The organism is Pseudomonas sp. AN3A02 (assembly GCF_011765255.1).
Classification (GTDB): Bacteria; Pseudomonadota; Gammaproteobacteria; order Pseudomonadales; family Pseudomonadaceae; genus Aquipseudomonas.
The window spans coordinates 215631-234287 of record NZ_JAARNI010000001.1; the positions used below are offsets into that span (position 1 = coordinate 215631).

Annotated in this window: 22 protein-coding genes; 10 read left to right on the forward strand and 12 right to left on the reverse strand. The window is 60.4% G+C overall.

Annotated features, from left to right (window positions below):
- Positions 1-648: 648 nt before the first annotated feature.
- On the reverse strand, positions 649-1404 hold the full coding sequence (locus HBJ59_RS01085; protein WP_167662549.1) for a spermidine synthase: 756 nt from the start codon (positions 1402-1404) through the stop codon (positions 649-651).
- A gap of 118 nt (positions 1405-1522) precedes the next feature.
- Here HBJ59_RS01085 and HBJ59_RS01090 point away from each other — a divergent pair, with 118 nt between their 5' ends.
- The gene (locus tag HBJ59_RS01090) at positions 1523-2869 is read left to right on the forward strand and encodes a class II 3-deoxy-7-phosphoheptulonate synthase (RefSeq protein ID WP_003218681.1); all 1347 of its coding nucleotides are present in this window, start codon (positions 1523-1525) and stop codon (positions 2867-2869) included.
- Here HBJ59_RS01090 and HBJ59_RS01095 read toward each other — a convergent pair.
- Positions 2849-4078, reverse strand: a complete 1230-nt coding sequence (locus HBJ59_RS01095) for a winged helix-turn-helix domain-containing protein (RefSeq protein ID WP_167662550.1) — start codon at positions 4076-4078, stop codon at positions 2849-2851. The genes HBJ59_RS01090 and HBJ59_RS01095 overlap by 21 nt on opposite strands.
- Before the next feature lie 45 nt (positions 4079-4123).
- Entirely contained in the window at positions 4124-4330 is a 207-nt protein-coding gene (locus tag HBJ59_RS01100) for a DUF1127 domain-containing protein (protein ID WP_173860412.1), read from the reverse strand.
- A 70-nt stretch (positions 4331-4400) separates the two neighbouring features.
- Here HBJ59_RS01100 and HBJ59_RS01105 point away from each other — a divergent pair, with 70 nt between their 5' ends.
- Positions 4401-5282: a LysR family transcriptional regulator gene (locus HBJ59_RS01105; protein WP_076017345.1), complete on the forward strand. Its 882-nt coding sequence runs from the start codon at positions 4401-4403 to the stop codon at positions 5280-5282.
- On the opposite strand, the gene HBJ59_RS01110 is transcribed toward HBJ59_RS01105, so the two are convergent.
- On the reverse strand, positions 5272-6021 hold the full coding sequence (locus HBJ59_RS01110) for a sulfite exporter TauE/SafE family protein (protein ID WP_167662552.1): 750 nt from the start codon (positions 6019-6021) through the stop codon (positions 5272-5274). The two genes, HBJ59_RS01105 and HBJ59_RS01110, sit on opposite strands and share 11 nt — an antisense overlap.
- A gap of 108 nt (positions 6022-6129) precedes the next feature.
- On the opposite strand from HBJ59_RS01110, the gene HBJ59_RS01115 reads away from it, so the two are divergent.
- The 4 genes from HBJ59_RS01115 (at position 6130) to HBJ59_RS01130 (ending at position 9326) form a co-directional block, all read left to right on the forward strand.
- Positions 6130-7080, forward strand: coding sequence for a LysR family transcriptional regulator (locus HBJ59_RS01115; RefSeq protein ID WP_076017344.1), 951 nt, complete (start codon positions 6130-6132; stop codon positions 7078-7080).
- Between the two features lie 77 nt (positions 7081-7157).
- Positions 7158-7610 carry a MarR family winged helix-turn-helix transcriptional regulator gene (locus tag HBJ59_RS01120; RefSeq protein WP_167662553.1) on the forward strand — a complete coding sequence of 151 codons (453 nt, stop codon included), beginning with the start codon at positions 7158-7160 and terminating at the stop codon, positions 7608-7610.
- A gap of 253 nt (positions 7611-7863) precedes the next feature.
- The gene (locus HBJ59_RS01125; protein ID WP_076017342.1) at positions 7864-8283 is read left to right on the forward strand and encodes an organic hydroperoxide resistance protein; all 420 of its coding nucleotides are present in this window, start codon (positions 7864-7866) and stop codon (positions 8281-8283) included.
- A gap of 26 nt (positions 8284-8309) precedes the next feature.
- On the forward strand, positions 8310-9326 hold the full coding sequence (locus HBJ59_RS01130; protein ID WP_167662554.1) for an alpha/beta hydrolase: 1017 nt from the start codon (positions 8310-8312) through the stop codon (positions 9324-9326).
- Between the two features lie 65 nt (positions 9327-9391).
- Here HBJ59_RS01130 and HBJ59_RS01135 read toward each other — a convergent pair whose 3' ends face one another.
- Together HBJ59_RS01135 and earP are read right to left on the reverse strand one after the other, a co-directional pair.
- Complete coding sequence (locus tag HBJ59_RS01135) at positions 9392-9964, reverse strand: elongation factor P (protein ID WP_076017340.1); 573 nt, start codon at positions 9962-9964, stop codon at positions 9392-9394.
- Positions 9965-10013: 49 nt separating this feature from the next.
- Positions 10014-11147, reverse strand: coding sequence for an elongation factor P maturation arginine rhamnosyltransferase EarP (gene earP, locus HBJ59_RS01140; RefSeq protein WP_167662555.1), 1134 nt, complete (start codon positions 11145-11147; stop codon positions 10014-10016).
- Between the two features lie 131 nt (positions 11148-11278).
- Between earP and HBJ59_RS01145 the strand changes: the two genes are divergently transcribed.
- Together HBJ59_RS01145 and HBJ59_RS01150 are read left to right on the forward strand one after the other, a co-directional pair.
- Positions 11279-11647 (forward strand): hypothetical protein, encoded by a 369-nt coding sequence (locus HBJ59_RS01145; RefSeq protein WP_076017338.1) that lies wholly within the window; start codon positions 11279-11281, stop codon positions 11645-11647.
- Between the two features lie 15 nt (positions 11648-11662).
- Positions 11663-12145 (forward strand): GreA/GreB family elongation factor, encoded by a 483-nt coding sequence (locus tag HBJ59_RS01150; RefSeq protein ID WP_167662556.1) that lies wholly within the window; start codon positions 11663-11665, stop codon positions 12143-12145.
- Between the two features lie 5 nt (positions 12146-12150).
- Here the strand turns inward: HBJ59_RS01150 and cysB are convergent, their stop codons facing one another.
- The 5 genes from cysB to HBJ59_RS01175 form a co-directional block, all read right to left on the reverse strand.
- Positions 12151-13125: an HTH-type transcriptional regulator CysB gene (gene cysB / locus HBJ59_RS01155; protein WP_010176165.1), complete on the reverse strand. Its 975-nt coding sequence runs from the start codon at positions 13123-13125 to the stop codon at positions 12151-12153.
- 104 nt (positions 13126-13229) lie between these two features.
- Positions 13230-13730 (reverse strand): universal stress protein, encoded by a 501-nt coding sequence (locus HBJ59_RS01160; RefSeq protein WP_017477371.1) that lies wholly within the window; start codon positions 13728-13730, stop codon positions 13230-13232.
- A gap of 63 nt (positions 13731-13793) precedes the next feature.
- A complete protein-coding gene (locus tag HBJ59_RS01165) occupies positions 13794-14711 on the reverse strand; it encodes a 5'-nucleotidase (RefSeq protein WP_063032090.1) in 918 nt (305 codons plus the stop codon).
- A 14-nt stretch (positions 14712-14725) separates the two neighbouring features.
- Positions 14726-15691, reverse strand: coding sequence for a putative 2-dehydropantoate 2-reductase (locus HBJ59_RS01170; RefSeq protein WP_167662557.1), 966 nt, complete (start codon positions 15689-15691; stop codon positions 14726-14728).
- Positions 15688-16080, reverse strand: coding sequence for a thioredoxin (locus HBJ59_RS01175; protein ID WP_167662558.1), 393 nt, complete (start codon positions 16078-16080; stop codon positions 15688-15690). Before HBJ59_RS01175 ends, HBJ59_RS01170 begins: the two co-directional genes overlap by 4 nt.
- On the opposite strand from HBJ59_RS01175, the gene HBJ59_RS01180 reads away from it, so the two are divergent.
- Positions 16079-16513 (forward strand): PilZ domain-containing protein, encoded by a 435-nt coding sequence (locus HBJ59_RS01180; protein WP_167662559.1) that lies wholly within the window; start codon positions 16079-16081, stop codon positions 16511-16513. The genes HBJ59_RS01175 and HBJ59_RS01180 overlap by 2 nt on opposite strands.
- A gap of 133 nt (positions 16514-16646) precedes the next feature.
- Positions 16647-17723 (forward strand): 3-deoxy-7-phosphoheptulonate synthase, encoded by a 1077-nt coding sequence (locus tag HBJ59_RS01185; protein ID WP_017477367.1) that lies wholly within the window; start codon positions 16647-16649, stop codon positions 17721-17723.
- A gap of 114 nt (positions 17724-17837) precedes the next feature.
- Here the strand turns inward: HBJ59_RS01185 and HBJ59_RS01190 are convergent, their stop codons facing one another.
- Positions 17838-18119 carry a GNAT family N-acetyltransferase gene (locus HBJ59_RS01190; RefSeq protein ID WP_003189869.1) on the reverse strand — a complete coding sequence of 94 codons (282 nt, stop codon included), beginning with the start codon at positions 18117-18119 and terminating at the stop codon, positions 17838-17840.
- Positions 18120-18657: the final 538 nt, after the last annotated feature.

Here is an 18657-nt window from a genome sequence, read left to right on the forward strand (position 1 = left end):
CGGCGTCCTGCCGGTTTACCCGCTCCGTACTGCCTACGTTCGGCCAGCGTGGTTTAACGGGGCGCCTAAGATCAAGATCAAAAGCAGATCAAGAGCACAGCGGCCTACCGGCCGGCTTGAGTGTAGTGAAGCAACAGCCAAATCAGAAGCTAAAGCGGGCACGGTCCAAATGTGGGAGCGGGCTTGCTCGCGAAGGTCGTTAACGATGACGCGGGCATCCTGAATGAACGCGGCGCCCTCAGGTTTTTCGCGAGCAAGCTCGCTCCTACAGAAAAGCAGCTTTGCTTTCGCTTCTACCACTCAAGCCGGCCGGTAGGCCGCTGTGCTCTGCTTTTGATCTGCTTGTGATCTTGATCTGCGGGCCCCGTTAACCACGATGGCCGCAAGTAGGCACGGTGGAGCGGGTAAATCGGCAGGGAAGCCGATTTAGCCGCGCCGGGCCATGGATGGCCCGTCGCGGCGGCCCGCGGAATCGGGCCGGAGTGCGGGCATGCCGAGCCTAGGCGAGGCACCGAGTGGTGGGGCAAAGACCTTTTGGTTACTTTTGGCTGGGCCGGCATTCCGGGCGTTTGCCAAAAGTGACCCGCTGTAAGAGCGGAACCCTAAGTAGCCGTTACCTAAATAACGGATATGTACACAATAAAAACCCTACGTAGCCGGCCGAATCGCCTTAATCAGCGACTGCAACGAATACCCCAACCGCGACGCCAACCCCTCAGCCCGCGCAGACAACGCAGCCAGATCAAGCTCCTGATCCAGGTCCGCCGGCACCAAAAGAATCACATTCCCCTCCTTCACCGGCAGCTCCCAGTAATGCCGGTGATACAACCCACGCAACAACGCCGCCCCCAACGGCTTGCCGTCATCGGTAGCCCACTGATTAATCACCAACCACCCACCCGGATTCAGCTTCTTCTGGCAGTTCTCCAGAAACGTCCAAGCCAGATGCCCAACGCCCGGGCCAACATCGGTATACAGGTCAACAAAAATCAGGTCCGCCGACTCAGCCGAAGGCAGCAATTCCAACGCATCCCCAACGCGGATATACAGCCGAGGATCATCATCCAGCCCCAAGTACTCAATGGCCAGACGCGGCACATCAGGCCGCAACTCGATGGCCTCTACATCTTCCAAAGGCAAAAACTTCAGACAAGCCTGAGTCAACGTCCCGGCGCCCAAGCCCAAGAACAACGCACTCTCCGGCTGCTCATGACACAACGCGCCAATCAGCATCGCCCGGGTGTAATCGTATTCCAACCAACTCGGGTCAGCGGTAAACACACAACTCTGCTCGATGGCATCGCCGAATTCGAGAAAGCGGTAATCGGCCACTTCCAGCACGCGGATCATGCCGAAGTCGTCATGGACCTCGGCCAGCAGGCGCTCGACGCGCTCCTCAGACATTGCAACTCCTAACGCGGGGCCAACAGGAAAGGCGGGATTGTGGGCGAACCGGCAGCAGCAGGTCACGTACTAATTGCTGATAACATGACGGCCCGACCGCAAATCACTCGAGTTCATGATGAGCCAACCCTGGAGCCCCGACAGCTGGCGCGCCCTGCCGATCCAGCAACAACCCCAGTACCCTGACGCTGCGCACCTGTCACAGGTCGAGCAGAACCTGGCGAGTTATCCGCCGCTGGTGTTTGCCGGTGAGGCCCGTGAATTGCGCCGTCAGTTTGCCGAGGTAACCCAGGGGCGCGCCTTCCTGTTGCAAGGCGGCGATTGCGCCGAGAGTTTTGCCGAGTTTTCGGCGGCAAAGATTCGCGACACCTTCAAGGTGCTGCTGCAGATGGCGATTGTGATGACCTTCGCCGCCGGTTGCCCGGTGGTCAAGGTAGGGCGTATGGCGGGCCAGTTCGCCAAGCCGCGCTCTTCCAACGATGAAACCATCGATGGCATCACCCTGCCCGCCTACCGTGGCGATATCGTCAACGGCATCGGTTTCGACGAAAAAAGCCGCGTGCCGGACCCGGACCGCCTGCTGCAGTCCTACCACCAGTCCACCGCCACCCTGAACCTGCTGCGGGCCTTTGCCCAGGGCGGTTTTGCCGACCTGCACCAGGTGCACAAGTGGAACCTGGACTTCATCGCCAACTCGGCCCTGGCCGAGAAGTACAGCCAACTGGCCGACCGTATCGATGAAACCCTGGCCTTTATGCGCGCCTGTGGCATGGACAGCTCGCCACAACTGCGCGAGACCAGTTTCTTCACCGCCCACGAGGCGCTGCTGCTCAACTACGAACAAGCCTTCGTACGCCGCGACAGCCTGACCAACGACTATTACGACTGCTCGGCCCATATGCTGTGGATCGGTGATCGCACCCGTCAACTGGACGGTGCCCACGTCGAATTCCTGCGCGGGGTGAACAACCCGATCGGGGTCAAGGTCGGCCCGAGCATGAACCCCGATGACCTGATCCGCTTGATCGACATCCTCAACCCGGACAACGACCCGGGCCGCCTGAACCTGATTGCGCGCATGGGTGCGAACAAGGTCGGTGACCATCTGCCGAACCTGATCCGCGCCGTGCAGCGCGAAGGCAAGCAGGTGCTGTGGAGTTCCGACCCGATGCACGGCAACACCATCAAGGCCAGCAGCGGCTACAAGACCCGAGACTTCGCGCAGATCCTCAGCGAAGTGAAGGAGTTCTTTCAGGTGCATGAAGCCGAGGGCACGTATGCCGGCGGGATTCATATCGAGATGACCGGGCAGAATGTCACCGAGTGCATCGGTGGCGCGCGGCCGATTACCGAAGACGGACTATCGGACCGCTACCACACTCACTGCGACCCACGGATGAACGCCGATCAGTCGCTGGAATTGGCGTTCCTGATTGCCGAGACGCTAAAACAGGTCAAGCGCTAAGAGCGCCACCCGCAACCGCGCCGCACTGGCCCGCTGGCAATTGAGCTGAATCTGCTCAAGCCCGAGCCAGTCGGCCATCTGCCGCAGATTCAGGGCCAACGCCTGCATCCCTTCCTCGTCCAGCCCCGGCTCTTCCTCGTGAACGGCATGCACCGCCAGGCGCCCGGCCGCCCGCTCTGCGCGTAAATCCACGCGCGCGGCGATCCGCTCATTGTGCAGGAACGGCAACACGTAATAGCCATACACCCGCTTGTCCTGAGGCGTGTAGATCTCCAGACGATAGCGGAAATCGAACAACCGCTCGGTACGGCTGCGCTCCCAGATCAGTGAATCGAATGGCGATAACAATGCGCTGGCGGGCACCTTGCGCGGGACTTTCGGCTCGGGCAGGCAATAAGCCGGCTGTTTCCAACCCTGGACCTCGCACGCGATCAATTGCCCGTCCTCGACCAGTTCCGCCAGACGTCCGCGGCTGTCGGCCGGGTCGAGGCGGAAGTAGTCCCGCAGGTCTTTTTCAGTGCCCACACCCAACGCCGTGGCGCTGTGCAATAGCAAGCCGCGCTGCGCTTCGGCCTCGTCCAACGGGGCTTGCTGGAGAATGTCGGCCGGAATCACACGCTCCGGCAGGTCATACAAACGCTCAAAACCACGACGCCCGGCGACGGTCACCTGGCCGGCGGCGAACAGCCATTCCAACGCATGCTTTTCATCGCTCCAATCCCACCAGGGGCCGGCGCGCTCCTCGCGGGTCGACAAACTGCCCGCCCCCAAGGCGCCTTGCTGCTCAACAATGCCCAGCACCCGCGCGATAGTGGCCTGCTGCTCACGACCAAACCGCGCCATTTGCTGATAGATGCCCTGCCCCTGGGCCGCCCGCGCCATGCGCCAGCGCATCAGCGGGTACAGCGCCATCGGCAACAAAGAAGCCTCATGCCCCCAATACTCGAACAGAGAACGGCGCCGCCCCGAACTCCAGGCGGCCTGTTCAAGAATCAATGGAGAGTAGTTACCCAGCCGGGAAAACAGCGGCAGGTAGTGCGAGCGCACCACCGCATTCACCGAATCAATCTGCAACACGCCCAAACGCTCAACCAGGCGATTGACCTGTGCGGCCTTGATCAACGCCGGCGGCTGGCGCCCGGAAAAACCTTGGGCAGCCAGCGCCAGGCGTCGCGCTTGCTTGAGGGAAAAGGATAACTCTGCGGGCATGTGTCTCTCCTTGTGTGCTCGCGAACCACCCTACTGCATCCCGCGTCATTTTCGCAGCGGATCTTCCCAAAAGTGCCGGCGGCTTTCCTGCTCGACATCGCCACGGTTGAGCCCGATATCCTTGAGCGCATCATCGCTCATGCCCATCAACAGTTGGCGCTCACGGTGCACGGCCAGCCACCGGGAACCCAGTTGAAGCAGCCCGGAAAACGGCCGCTTCGCCATCAGAACAAAGCCTCTTTGACCTTTCATCATCTCGCCCTCCAGTGGGGATGACTGAAGTCTGTGCCTGGGGCTATGATCAATCCAACGAATGTTTCTTATGCAATACATCTCGGAGATTGATCGATTGTCCAGCTACCCGAGTATCGACACTGAAGTGCTGCGCACCTTCGTCGCCATCGCCGATCAGGGTGGTTTCACCCGCGCCGGCGAGCAGGTCAACCGCACGCAGTCGGCGGTGAGCATGCAGATGAAACGCCTGGAAGAAGATGTGTTGCAGCGCAAGTTGTTCGAGCGCGATGGCCGCCAGGTACGGCTGACGCCGGAAGGCCAGGTGCTATTGGGCTATGCCCGCAGGATCCTGAAGTTGCACAGCGAAGTATTCAACACCCTGCGCGAGCCGCACATGGTCGGGCTGGTGCGCATCGGCACACCCGACGATTACGTGATGCGCTACTTGCCGGGGATTCTCAAGCGCTTCTCCAAAGCTTACCCGCTGATCCAGATTGAAATGCACTGCGAGTCGTCGTCGATATTGATGCAGCGCCGGGACCTGGCCCTGACGGTCATCAGCCGCGAACCCGGGAATGAGATGGGCGAGCTGTTGCGTAATGAACGGATGGTGTGGGTGGCCGCCCCGTGTTTCTGCCTGGATGATCACAGTGCCCTGCCCTTGGCGATTTCCGGCATGGACAGCTTCTGCACCCAATGGACCCGCGCTGCACTTGATGCCGTTGGCCGTGAATATCGCCTGGCGTACCACAGCTCCAACGGCGCGGCGATCCAGGCAGTGGTCGGCGCGGGCCTGGCGGTCACTGTCAGCATGGAGAGCCTGGTAACCGAAGACTTGCGGGTGCTGGGCAGTGAAGAAGGTTTCCCACCGCTGCCCTCGGTCAATCTGCGGCTGTTGCGCAATCCCGGGATGACTTCGCCGATTACCGAATGCCTCGCCGAATACATCCTCGAAGGCTTCAAACTTTAAAGGTCAGCATCACCGCGCAAACTGCCAGGAACCCGCAGAACAGCCCGCGCAACATACGCTCCGGCATGGCGTGGGCGACTTTCACACCCCAACTGATGCTGAGCAGGCCGCCGACGGCCAGTGGTAAACCGATCACCCAGTCCACTTCATGGTGCCAGGCGTAGGTCACCAGGGTCACGCTGGTGCTCGGCAAGGCCAGGGCCAGCGACAGCCCTTGGGCAACCACTTGGCTGGTGCCGAAAATGCTGGTCAGCACCGGCGTGGCCACCACCGCGCCGCCCACCCCGAATAAGCCGCCCATGGAGCCCGACGCCGCGCCCAGCACCCCCAGCCACGGCCAGGAGTAGCGCATCTGCGCGGAAGGTGGTGCGTTGTGGGTAAACATTCGCAGCAGGTTGTAGGACGCCAACACCAGCAGAAAGGCGATAAAACCCACACGCATCAGGTCAGCATCGATCCCCACCGCCCAGATCGAGCCCAGCCAGGCGAAGGAGAATCCCATCACGCCCAGCGGCAATGCATGGCGCAGTTCGATCCGGTTGCGCTGGTGATAACGCCACAACGCGAGCATCACATTCGGCACCACCATCACCAGGGCCGTGCCTTGGGCGATCTGTTGGTCCAGGCCAAAGAACACCCCCAACACTGGAATCGCAATCAGCCCACCGCCGATGCCGAACAAGCCGCCGACCGTGCCCAACGCGACACCCAGTGCCAAATACAACGCTAAATCTGCCACCACTTCGCTCCCGCCATTCCCGAGCCTTGCATGCTACGCAGTCCGCCCTGGCGCGGAAACGCACAGCAACGCACAATGGCTGTGCCAACTTCGCATAAGCAGCCGCTGATGAACCCCAATACGCTGACCGACCAACTGAGCCTGTTTCTGGATGTACTGGAAGCAGGCAGTTTTTCCGCCGCTGCGCGACGTCATCCGCTCACGCCCTCGGCAGTGGCGCGGCGTATCGACAGCCTGGAAAGCTCGGTGGGCAGCCGGCTGTTCCAACGCAGCACCCATGCGGTGGTGCCAACACCCGCCGGCCTGGCGTTTGCCGAGCGCGCCCGCCGGATCGTCAGCGAGCTGCAACTGGCGCGGGCCGAAGCGGTGTCGCTGAGCCATGCGCCTGAAGGGTTGATCCGCGTGGACGCCCCGGCCGCCTTCGGTCGGCGGCACCTGGCGCCTGCCATCGCCGACTTTCTCAACGTCTACCCAGGCCTGGACGTGCACTTGCACTTGATCGACAGCTTTGTCGACATGCAGGGCGAGCATTTGGGCAAGGTCGACCTAGTGCTGCGGGCCGGGCATATCGTCGACACCCGGCTGATCGCCACGCCCCTGGCCAGCATCGTGCGCATCGCCTGCGCCAGCCCGGCCTACCTCAAAAGCCGTGGCACACCGACTCATCCCAGCCAGTTGAACGAACACGACGGCCTGGACTGGGAAGGCCTGGCACCGATGTTCGCCTGGCGTTTTGAGTTGGACGGGCGCAAGGCCACCTACCGCCCGCAACGCATTCGCATGAGCGCCAACAACGCCGAAGCCCTGCTTTCAGGCGCCCTGGCGGGGTTGGGCATTGCGCACCTGCCCACCTGGCTCGCCAGCGAATACCTGGTGCGCGGCGAGCTGGTGCCACTGTTCTGCGAGAACGGCTTGCCGACACCTGAAACCGCCGGAATCTACGCCCTGCGCCTGGAGCAACACGCCAACGCCCGCAGCCGGTTATTGCTGGAATACCTCAAGGCGCGCTTCAGCCCCGTGCCGCCGTGGGATCTTGCGCTGCAAAGCGCCTTTGGCTGACCGGGCGGACAGAATTGTCTGGCGCGTTAAAGATTTGCCCGCTAGATTCGAAACCAGACACGTTTTAAGGCACTGCCATGACCAAGCCTCTCGATACCTGCGAATCCTTGCTGCTCGACAACCAACTGTGTTTTGCCCTGCATTCCACCTCGTTGTTGATGACCAAGGTCTACAAACCCCTGCTGCAAGCCCTCGGCCTGACCTATCCGCAGTACCTGGCCATGATGGTGCTCTGGGAAGAGGATGGATTGACCGTAGGCGAAATCAGCAATCGCCTGCTGACGGATCCCGGCTCCCTGACCCCGCTGCTCAAGCGCCTGGAAGCCGAAGGCCTGCTCAGTCGCACCCGCAGCCGTGAAGACGAGCGTGTGGTGGTGGTTGAGTTGACCGATGCCGGGCGTGCCCTGCGGGACAAGGCGATGGATATTCCGCAGTGCATTCTGGGCGCCAGCGGGCTGGACATCCAACAACTGCGCAAGCTGCAGGGCGATTTACTGGCGCTGCGGAAAAACTTGCAAGTCTCCCTCTAAAGGCACCACGTATCAAAAAAAGTGGGAGCGGGCTTGCTCGCGAATGCGGTGTGACAGTCACTAGGTGCATTGACTGATCCACAGCATTCGCGAGCAAGCCCGCTCCCACATTTGCTTGTGCAGTGCCCCGCCATCGGGCCAGGCAAAATATTTTCCAAATTTATCTTGCGCACTAACTATTAGTGCGATACATTCATCTCACCACTTACTTAGCGCGCAAACAATTAGCGCAAATACTGACGAGGAACTCACCATGCAAACTCTCTATACCGCAGTAGCCACCGCCACCGGCGGCCGTGATGGTCGCGCTGTTTCCAGCGACAATATCCTCGATGTAAAACTCTCCACGCCAAAAGAGCTGGGCGGCGCGGGTGGCCAGGCCACCAACCCGGAACAACTGTTCGCCGCCGGCTACTCCGCCTGCTTTATTGGCGCCCTGAAATTCGTCGCCAGCCAGACCAAACGCAAAATCCCGGATGACGCTTCGATCACTGCCCACGTTGGCATCGGTCAAATCCCCGGCGGTTTCGGCCTGGACATCGACCTGCACGTCAGCCTGCCCGGCCTGGCCCAGGACGAAGCACAAAGCCTGGTCGACGCGGCCCACCAGGTCTGCCCGTACTCCAACGCCACCCGTGGCAACGTCGATGTGCGCCTGCACGTGACCGTCTAACCCCACGCGGTTTTTTGGAGAAGAACATGAACACATTTGGCAAAGTACTCACCGGCACCCTGCTCGCTTTCTCGATCACCAATGCCTTTGCGGCCGGCGGTGACGTGGAGCACAACACCCAGGCGTTTCTGGATGCACTGAACGCCGGCACCGGCAAACCGATGGAGCAGCTGACGCCCAAAGAAGCTCGCGCCGTGCTGACAGGTGCCCAGTCGGGAGTAAAACTGACGCTGCCCAAGGCCGACGTCAGCCAGAAGACCATTCAGGTCGATGGCCAGCCGCTGAGCCTGACCATCGTGCGTCCGGCCGGGGTCAAGGGCACGTTGCCGGTGTTCATGTTCTTCCACGGCGGTGGCTGGGTACTCGGGGATTTCCCGACCCACGAGCGGCTGGTGCGTGACCTGGTGGTGGGGTCGGGAGCGGCGGCGGTATTCGTCAACTACACGCCATCCCCTGAAGCGCACTACCCGGTGGCGATCAACCAGGCGTACGGCGCAACGAAGTGGGTGGCCGAACACGGCAGCGAGATCGACGTCGATGGCAATCGCCTGGCCGTCGCCGGCAACAGCGTCGGCGGCAACATGGCGGCAGTGGTCAGCCTGATGGCCAAAGACAAAGGCACCCCAAAGATCAAGTTCCAACTGCTGTTGTGGCCGGTGACCGATGCAAACTTCGACACAGGCTCCTACAACCAGTTTGCCGAAGGCCACTTCCTGACCCGAAACATGATGAAGTGGTTCTGGGACAACTACACCACCGATGCCAAGCAGCGCGCCGAGATCTATGCGTCGCCGCTGCGGGCCACAACCGCACAGCTCAAGGGTTTGCCACCTGCGTTGATTCAGACCGCAGGCTCCGATGTGCTGCGTGACGAAGGCGAAGCCTACGCCCGCAAGCTGGATGAAGCCGGTGTGCCGGTGACCGCCGTGCGCTACAACGGCATGATTCATGACTACGGTTTGCTGAACGTCGTCAGCCAGGTACCGGAAGTTCGCTCGGCGCTGCTGCAAGCGTCCGAGGAGCTGAAGCAACACTTGAAATAAAAAACAGCGCCCACAAAAAAGCCCGACTCATGGTCGGGCTTCTTGTTGTACCGGTGGCGCAAGAATTACTTCTTGGCGCGACCTTTGTACGAACCACCTTCACGGGTGTCGATCTCGATCATGTCGCCGATTTCGATGAAATCTGCAACCTGCAGTTCGGTACCGTTGCTCAGTTTGGCAGGCTTCATCACCTTGCCCGAAGTGTCGCCGCGAGCGGAACCTTCGGTGTAGTCGACCTTACGCACGATGGTGGTCGGCAGCTCTACGGAAACCAGGCGCTCTTCGAAGAAAATGGCTTCGCAGACGTCGTCCATGCCTTCTTCGATGAACGGCAGAACGGCTTCGATATCTTCAGCGTTCAGCTCGTACATGGTGTAGTCGGTGGTGTCCATGAACGTGTAGGTGTCGCCGCTGATGAAGGACAGGGTCGCTTCTTTGCGGTCGAGGATCACGTCGTCCAGTTTGTCATCGGCGCTGTAGACGATCTCGGTCTTGTAACCGGTCAGCAGGTTCTTCAGCTTGGTCTTCATGATTGCGCTGTTACGACCAGACTTGGTGAACTCAGCTTTCTGAACCAGCCAAGGGTCGTTTTCGAGACGGATCACTGTACCGGGTTTCAGTTCTTTACCAGTTTTCATTGCGAATATCCGAAATTTGGATGGGATTTACAAAAATCAAGGTCGCGTATCATATCCAATTTACATAAAACTGTACCAGCGCCGTCGCAAGATCGGTCCGCGAGCCTTGTTCCAGAGCCCATTTCTCGGCATTCGCGGTCACTTCCGTCCAGTGTTCCAGCAGCATTTTCCAGCTATGTGCCATATCGCCATCAGCGTTCCAGGCTTGCCAAAGGCTGACCAACGCGGTTTTCGCGGCGGGTGACAGGCCGTTGGTATACAGATCGAGGAAGGCATCGAGTTTGTCCAGGTGAATGTCTTCGTCCTGGCGATAGATGTGCCACAACAACGGCCGACCCGCCCATTGCGCCCGCACAAACGAGTCTTCACCGCGTACGGCATTGAAGTCGCAGCACCACAACAGGCGGTCGTATTGCTCCTGGCGCACGAATGGCAGCACTTGCACCGTCAGGGCATCGCGCTGGAACACATCGCCGACGCTCAACGACTCGACACCCAGCCAGCGCTGCACGTCACCGAGAATTCGCCCTTCGGGCACCAGCAGATGAGTGGCGCGTCCATCGGCCGCCAGCACGTCGAGCCAACTGGCCAGCCCGGCGTTTTCATAGGCGAACAACGACATCAGTCGCGCACCGGCTGCCGGGAAAACCCCGAGCGCCTGCAAAAAGTGTTGCCGGGCGATGGCGTCTTGCTGGAAGGCATCGCGCTGTTCCAGCAGCCCGTCCTCGCGCAGCAAGCCTCCGGTACCGGGACGGAAACCCGGAAAGAAGAAGTACTTTTGCACGCCCTTGAATTTCACCGACGGCAGGCCGTGACAGCCGACCACCCAGTCCTCGGCGCTCAGGTAATCCAGGTTCATCCACAGCGGCGTGCGTTCGCGCGCGGCCATCGCTTCCATATAGTCCGGCGGCAGTTGGCAGGCGAACGCAGCGATCACCACGTCTGCCGCGTCGGTCGCCGGCCAGTCGGCTGGCCAGTAGCGCACGTCAACGCCCTCTTGCCACTGCTGGTGCACCTGCACGTCAATCTCGGGGCACATGCGTTCGAACGCCCGCAGGTCATCGACCCACAAACGCACCGCGCAACCTTGTTCCGCCACCAATTGCCGGGCCAGGCGCCAGGTCACGCCGATGTCGCCGTAGTTATCGACGACGCTGCAAAAAATATCCCAGCGGGCTTTCATTCCGGGCTCCAACGCTCAAAGGCTCGATTGTCCGTATAAATGCCTCGATTGCGAAGGGTTGATCGCGATTATTCTGCGCGTGGCTGTGGGACAATCGGCGCCATGCCGCACGTGCCTGCCAGGAGGCCACCATGTCTGATCGTTCGTTCTCGCTGTTCAAGCTCAGCATCGCCGTGGCCTTCGGCCTGTGGCTGGGGTTTATTGCCATCGTGCTGAGCCTGTGGCTGGCGTCCCGCTACCTGCCTGAGCAAACCGTAGCCCCAGTGGCCCGAGTGGTGCAGCAGCTGGGCAAGCCGGAGGTGGTTGCACCGGAGCCGCCGAACCGAATGTTCGAGCAGTACCAGGAGAACCTCCGCAAGCAGGAGCAACAGCAAACCCTGGAGCAGGCCCGCAACAACCCGCGCAACCTGTCCAACCCCAAATGCCAGTTCTGGCTGCAACAGGACCAGAACGCTCCCAACGACAAGAGCCGGGCCAACGTCCTGCAATTTTGCGATTGATCACGAAAGCCGCCCATGAATAAGCACGCCGTTCACCAACTGGTCCTGGACAAACTCGCGGTCGATCTCGATATCGCCCAGCGCGCCGCGCAAACCGCGTATGAAACCGCGACCCACGAAGAAAACATCGCCGAGAACAAGTACGACACCCTGGGGCTGGAAGCGTCCTACCTGGCCGCAGGCCAGGCCCGGCGCGTCGAAGAAATCAAGCAGGCGCTGACGCTCTGCCAGAACATGCAACTGCGTGCCTACGATGACCAGCGCGGTATCGAGGTGGGCGCATTGCTGGGGCTGGTGGATGAAAACGATCGCCAGCAGTGGCTATTCCTGGCACCGGACGGCGCAGGGTTGAAGGTCGATGTGGTGGGGCAACCGGTGACCGTCATCACCCCACGCTCGCCTCTGGGCAAAAGCCTGCTGGGCAAGTTCGAAGGGGATGCGGTGGAGATTCTGGTGGGGGGCGCTCGGCAACAGTTTGCTGTTACCGAGGTCAAGTAAGCCGATCAGTGAACCGGCAGTTCAACGCCGTCGAACAGCTCTTCCAGCTCCTGCTTGTTATGGCACTGGATGGCCTTGGCCATCACTTCGCGCGTCAGGTGCGGCGCGAATTTCTCGATGAAGTCGCACATGAAACCGCGCAGGAAGGTGCCGCGACGGAAACCGATCTTGGTCACGCTGGATTCGAACAGTTCGCTGGCATCGAGCACCACCAGGTCGCTGTCGAGCTTGGTGTCGACCGCCATCTTGGCGACGATACCGACGCCCAGGCCCAGGCGTACATAAGTCTTGATGACGTCGGCGTCGGCGGCGGTGAACACCACTTTCGGCGTCAGGCCACGATGGCTGAAGGCTTCGTCGAGTTTTGAACGGCCGGTGAAACCGAATACATAGGTCACGATCGGGTATTCAGCCAGGGCTTCCAGAGTCAGCTTCGGCAACTTGGCCAACGGGTGACCCTGCGGGACCACGACGCAGCGGTTCCAGCGATAGCACGGCATCATCACCAGGTCGCCGAACAACTCCAGGGCTTCGGTGGCAATCGCGAAATCGACGGTGCCGTCGGCGGCCATCTCGGCGATCTGCATCGGCGAACCCTGGTGCATGTGCAACGCCACGTCCGGGTACTGTTTGATAAAACTGCTGATCACCGGCGGCAGCGCATAACGCGCCTGGGTGTGGGTGGTGGCGATCGACAGGGTGCCCTTCTTCTCGTTGGAGAATTCCTGGGCGATCTGCTTGATGCTTTCGACCTTGCGCAGGATCTCGCCGGCGGTGGTGATGATGCGCTCACCGGCCGGGGTGACGCGGGTCAGGTGCTTGCCGCTGCGCGCGAACACTTCAACGCCCAACTCATCTTCGAGCAGGCGGATCTGCTTGCTGATACCGGGTTGCGAGGTGTAAAGGCTTTGAGCAGTAGCGGAAACGTTGAGGTCGTGGTGCGCCACTTCCCAGATGTAGCGCAGTTGTTGAAGCTTCATATGTGTCCCTCAAAGCGGATAGACGCCACGGGTATCAGCGACGGTATATAACTATATTAAAGGTTAGAAGTATAAATCTAGAACTTTTTATCGTTTTCTACCAATCACACGTCATCACTGCGACGACGCTGCAACAGCGGCACCAGGTACACCGGCACCTGCGACAACTGCAGCACCCGTGCGGCGGTTCTCCCCAGGGGCGTTGCCACCCCGACCGCCTGGCTGTGACTACCTACGATCAACAAATCCACGGAGAGTTTCTGCGACTGGTCGAGAATCACTTCACAGGGATCGCCCTGGATCACTCGCACCGAACGGATCAACTTGAGGTCCTGCTCCCCTTCCCCCAGTTCCTCGCGAAAACTGTCGAGCACCCGTTGCTCGATGGTTGCCATCACCGTTGTCAGCCCCTGGCTTTGCCATTCACTCAAGGCCTTCTCATCAAGGTAGCTCTGCAACACGGATTCGGCGAACAGCCCGATGGGCTCGACCACGTGAATCACGTACAGATCAGCCTTGAACGTTCGCGCCAGCGCCAGGGCATGTTGCATCACATAAGGCGCATACAGACCCAGATCAGTGGCGTACAGCATCGAACGAATCATAGAACCTCCTGGGCAGCCAGGATGGCGGGGATTGATTCAGCTTAGCAGCGCCTTTGGCAGTGCTCAGCCCTCGGTCTGAATTTTCAACTCGTTACTGATGCCATGGGGTACGTGCCCGGTGGCCACGAACTCCCGGGCCTTCTCGCAATGCCCTTCCTGGTCATCGAAAAACACATCGGCGGCAAAGGCCTCAAGGAACGCCGACTTCTCCAGGCCACCGAGGAACAGCGACTCGTCGAGACGGATGTCCCATTCGCGCAGCGTGCGAATCACCCGCTCGTGGGAAGGCGCCGAACGGGCCGTGACCAGCGCGGTGCGGATCGGGCAGGACTCGTCCGGGAACTCACGTTGCAACAAATTGAGCGCCGCCAGGAAGCCCTTGAACGGTCCGCCGCGCAACGGCTCGCGTGCCGACTCCCGCTCGCTGGCCTGGAAGGCTTCAAGACCTCCCGACTGATAGACGCGCTCGGACTCGTCGGAAAACAGCACCGCGTCACCATCGAAGGCGATCCGCAATTCAGCACTCGAGGCCCGACGTGCACCGCCCGACAGAATCGTCGCTGCGGCAAATCCGGCATCCAGGGCGCTGCGCACATCCTCGGCATGGGTGGACAGAAACAGGTGGCAACCAAACGCCGCCAGATAAGGATAAGGACTGCGCCCGCCGACAAACGCAGCGCGGGAGATATCCAGGCCGTAATGCTGGATCGAATTGAACACCCGCAGGCCGGTGTCGGCACTGTTGCGCGACACCAGCACCACCTCGACCCGGGCACGGCCGAGGCTGGCGTTGAGGCTCAGGAGTTTCTTCACCAACGGGAAGGCGTCGCCGGGCTCGAGGATTTCATCCTCGTGGTCGATCTGGTACTTGCGATAGGTCTCGACCCCTTGGGCCAGGTAGACCTTGTGGCTTTCGCTCAGGTCGAACAGCGCCCGCGAGGAAATCGCCAGCACCAGTTTGTCGCCCAATCCCTTTGCCATGGTGTTCCCCCCAATCAGCGGTTATGCCGATCCATAAAACTCAAGGCCTGGTAGAGCGCCTGCATGCGTGGCAATTCACAACCGGCCGCTTTTGCCGCAGCCAAGGGGCGTGCGTAAATCGCCGCCAGTTCCAGCGGGCGCTTGTGCGCGTAATCGTGATACATGCTGGGCAGGTAGTCATCCATGCTTTCGGTCATGGTGAACATCTGCCCGGCGTAACTGGCGGGGATTTCATGCCCGCAGGCGTGGGCGGCCTGTACCACTTCGGCCATCAGCGCCTGAATCAGTTCGCGACTCGACTCATCCGCCATCATCGCCGTAGTGCCGGTGCCGAACAATACGGAGAGACCGTTGTAAGGCACGTTCCACACCAGTTTATGCCAGCGTGCCTGATGCACATTGGCCATGGCCTGGGAGTCGATACCGGCCTGGTGAAACAGCGCGGCGCCTTCTTCGACAATCGCCTGCCGGCTGGCGTCGTCGTTAGCTGCCGGACCACTGTGGTAACCCAGGTTGACCCGGCCCAGCGCCTGATGCTCGACAACGCCGGGGCCGGAGCGGTGCACGCCGATGTAGCACAGGCCACCCAGCAGGTGCAGAGACGGCGGCAGGTGTTCCCGCAGGCTATCTTCGACATCAAGACCGTTTTGCAACAGCACGACCTTGGCGTCCGGAGCGGCGATCTGGGCGATGGTTGGGGCCAGTTCGACATTACCCGTGGACTTGGTGCCCACCAGCAGCCAGTCGCATGGCGGCATGTCCGCGGCGCGGGCATAGGCCTGCACCGGGTGCAGGTGCAAGGTCCCGTGGAGGGTGCTGTTAAGTTGCAGGCCGCGCTCACTGACCGCCGCGTACTCGCTGCGCAGCAGGAAATGCACATCGAAACCGGCACGCGCGAGCATCACACCATAGAAGCCACCGATGGCCCCGGTGCCGATAATCCCGATCCGTGGCGACTGTGTTTTTGCAACTTCGGTCATGGCAATTCCTCTGGTATTCGTTTGAGCGCCTGCTGCACACCCTGAGTCAGGTCGCCGGCGGTCAGACGCGTCAGTGACGCTAATATTCCATGGAATTTCCCGTCACACACCACAAACAACGCCGGCAGATGAAAGATTTCGTAGCGTTCCACCGCGCCGCCATTGTGGCCTGCATCCACCCAACAGACCCGGTCCACGGGCAAATCCCAACCGGGCAGTTGCTGGTGCAGGAAGCGGCAGCGCGAGCATCCGTCGCCGGTGAACACCACCAGCGAGGTGCCGGGAAGCCCCAATAATTGCTGGTCGATATCCAGATCGGTAAGGTGCAGTTCTTTCACTATACTGCTGCCACCGCCGTCAACTGGACGGTGCTCGGAGTCCGTGTGCATGGGTCGTTTCTTTCCTCACCCTGATGATGTCGCTGTCGAATTAACCCAACGTCCCATTTCCGGCATTTCCCGCCAACGGCTGCACACTATCGGCCTGGGCGGCGTCGCATGCAATTACCCGCGCGCCTGGCGCCAGGGCACCGCCATCGAGATGCGCATCCCTTCATTGGGCCTCACGGCCCGCTATCCGGGCTATGTAGCGTGGTGCCGCAAGGCTGAAAACGGCTACCGCGTCGGCATCACCTTTACCGATGAGCAAGCCTTGTTCGGGGCACGGATGGGCGAGCAAGTGTGCCAGATCCAACGTTACTGCCGACTCCACGAAGGCGCCAGGCCAACACCCCGGCAGAGCGAAGCGCTGGCCCGAGAATGGGTCACACGCCATGCCGGCGAGTTCTCCCATGAGGCTTTTGTGCAGCCAGTGCTGGATTAAAGCGACCTTTGCCCATTGTCTCGCAACCTTGTAACGCGCTAAGGTTCGGCTCCCCGCTGCACTTAAATCATGCTGTGCTCCGCCGCACGGGGATCGCTGGCGGCCGGCACCCGTGACCCTGACGAGTAACACGATGGCTGATTTACCGATCAACGACCTTAACGTCGAATCCAACGAGACCCTGATCACGCCCGATCAGCTCAAGCGCGAAATCCCCCTGAGCGACGCTGCCCTGCAGACCGTCACCAAGGGTCGCGAAGTCATCCGTGAGATTCTCGACGGCACCGACCACCGCCTGTTCGTGGTCATCGGGCCGTGCTCGATCCATGACCTCAAGGCTGCCCACGAATACGCCGAGCGCCTGAAGGTGCTGGCGGCAGAAGTGTCCGACACCTTGTACCTGGTGATGCGCGTCTATTTCGAGAAGCCGCGGACCACCGTCGGCTGGAAAGGCTTGATCAACGACCCGTACCTGGACGACTCCTTCAAGATCCAGGATGGCCTGCACATCGGTCGTCAATTGCTGCTGGACCTCGCCGAAATGGGCCTGCCGACGGCAACCGAAGCCCTGGACCCGATTTCCCCGCAGTACCTGCAAGACCTGATCAGCTGGTCGGCGATTGGCGCACGTACCACCGAATCCCAGACTCACCGGGAAATGGCTTCCGGCCTGTCCTCGGCGGTCGGTTTCAAGAACGGTACCGACGGCGGCCTGACTGTGGCGATCAACGCCCTGCAGTCGGTGTCCAGCCCGCACCGTTTCCTGGGTATCAACCAGGAAGGTGGCGTGTCCATCGTCACCACTAAAGGCAATGCCTACGGTCACGTGGTACTGCGCGGCGGCAACGGCAAGCCCAACTATGATTCGGTCAGCGTGGCCCTGTGCGAACAGGCGCTGAACAAGGCGAAGATCAAGCCGAACATCATGGTCGATTGCAGCCACGCCAACTCCAACAAGGACCCGGCTCTGCAACCGCTGGTGATGGAGAACGTGGCCAACCAGATTCTGGAAGGCAACCAGTCGATCATCGGCCTGATGGTCGAAAGCCACCTGAACTGGGGCTGCCAGGCGATTCCAAAGGATCTGGCCGACCTGCAATACGGCGTGTCGATCACCGATGCCTGCATCGACTGGGCTGCCACCGAGACCACCTTGCGCAGCATGCATGCCAAGCTCAAGGACGTGTTGCCCAAGCGCCAACGCGGCTGAGCAAACACTGCGGACACAAAAACGCCGGGCTAAACCCGGCGTTTTTTTTGATCGTTCCCACGCTTTGCGTGGGAATGCATCCTGGGATGCTCTGCGTCCCGCCTTACTCAATGCTCAAAGCTTTGCGGCATGGCGCTGGTGGCGCTCCATGTAGCGCTCCACGTAAGAGCAGGACGGGATCACCGTATAACCTGCCTCTTCGGCGAACTTCAACGCTTCCTCGGTGAGCGCAGCAGCAATGCCACGGCCTCGCAATGCGTTGGGCACGAAGGTGCGATAGATATCCAGGGTCTGCTTCCCAAGGTCCATATAGGTCAGATAGGCACGATGACCGTCCACATTGGTCTCGAACTGATGACCAGCCTGGTCATGGTGGATGGACAACGCCTCGCTCATCACTACTCCTCGCGGGTCTTGGTTTCTGACCCCTACCTTACCGATGTTTTTCCGGCGAAGGAACATCTACGCCACCCGGTGCCGGTTTCGACAACGAGAAAAGCCGCCAGTGCCTCGCACTAGCGCTCACAACCAACACAGGGAAATAGTAGGCGCCAATCGCACAATTGCTCAAGACGCGCTCGTCTTCCGTTGCGCTGGCGGACATAGAAAGGGCCAATCGAGCATCCTTAGGTCGATGGCCTGAACATTGCCGGCAGTTGAAGCTTGAGACGAACACGCGCTCTTAAAGTCACCTCAACATGCACAAAAGATACCGAAGACCGAAAAGACAATCTGAACAATAGTGTCAGGGACGATATATAAAATGACTTATGTTTACATGGCTTAACACATGCCAGCCGGCCCTTTCAGGCTGGATCCAATCCTCGGCCGAGTGCAAGAATCTGGATATTTTTTATACAGACTCTCAAAAGATTAGCCAAAATAGATTGGCCGCGAGAATTTTTTTTGCTTCTTGCGCTACGTCAGTTTACTT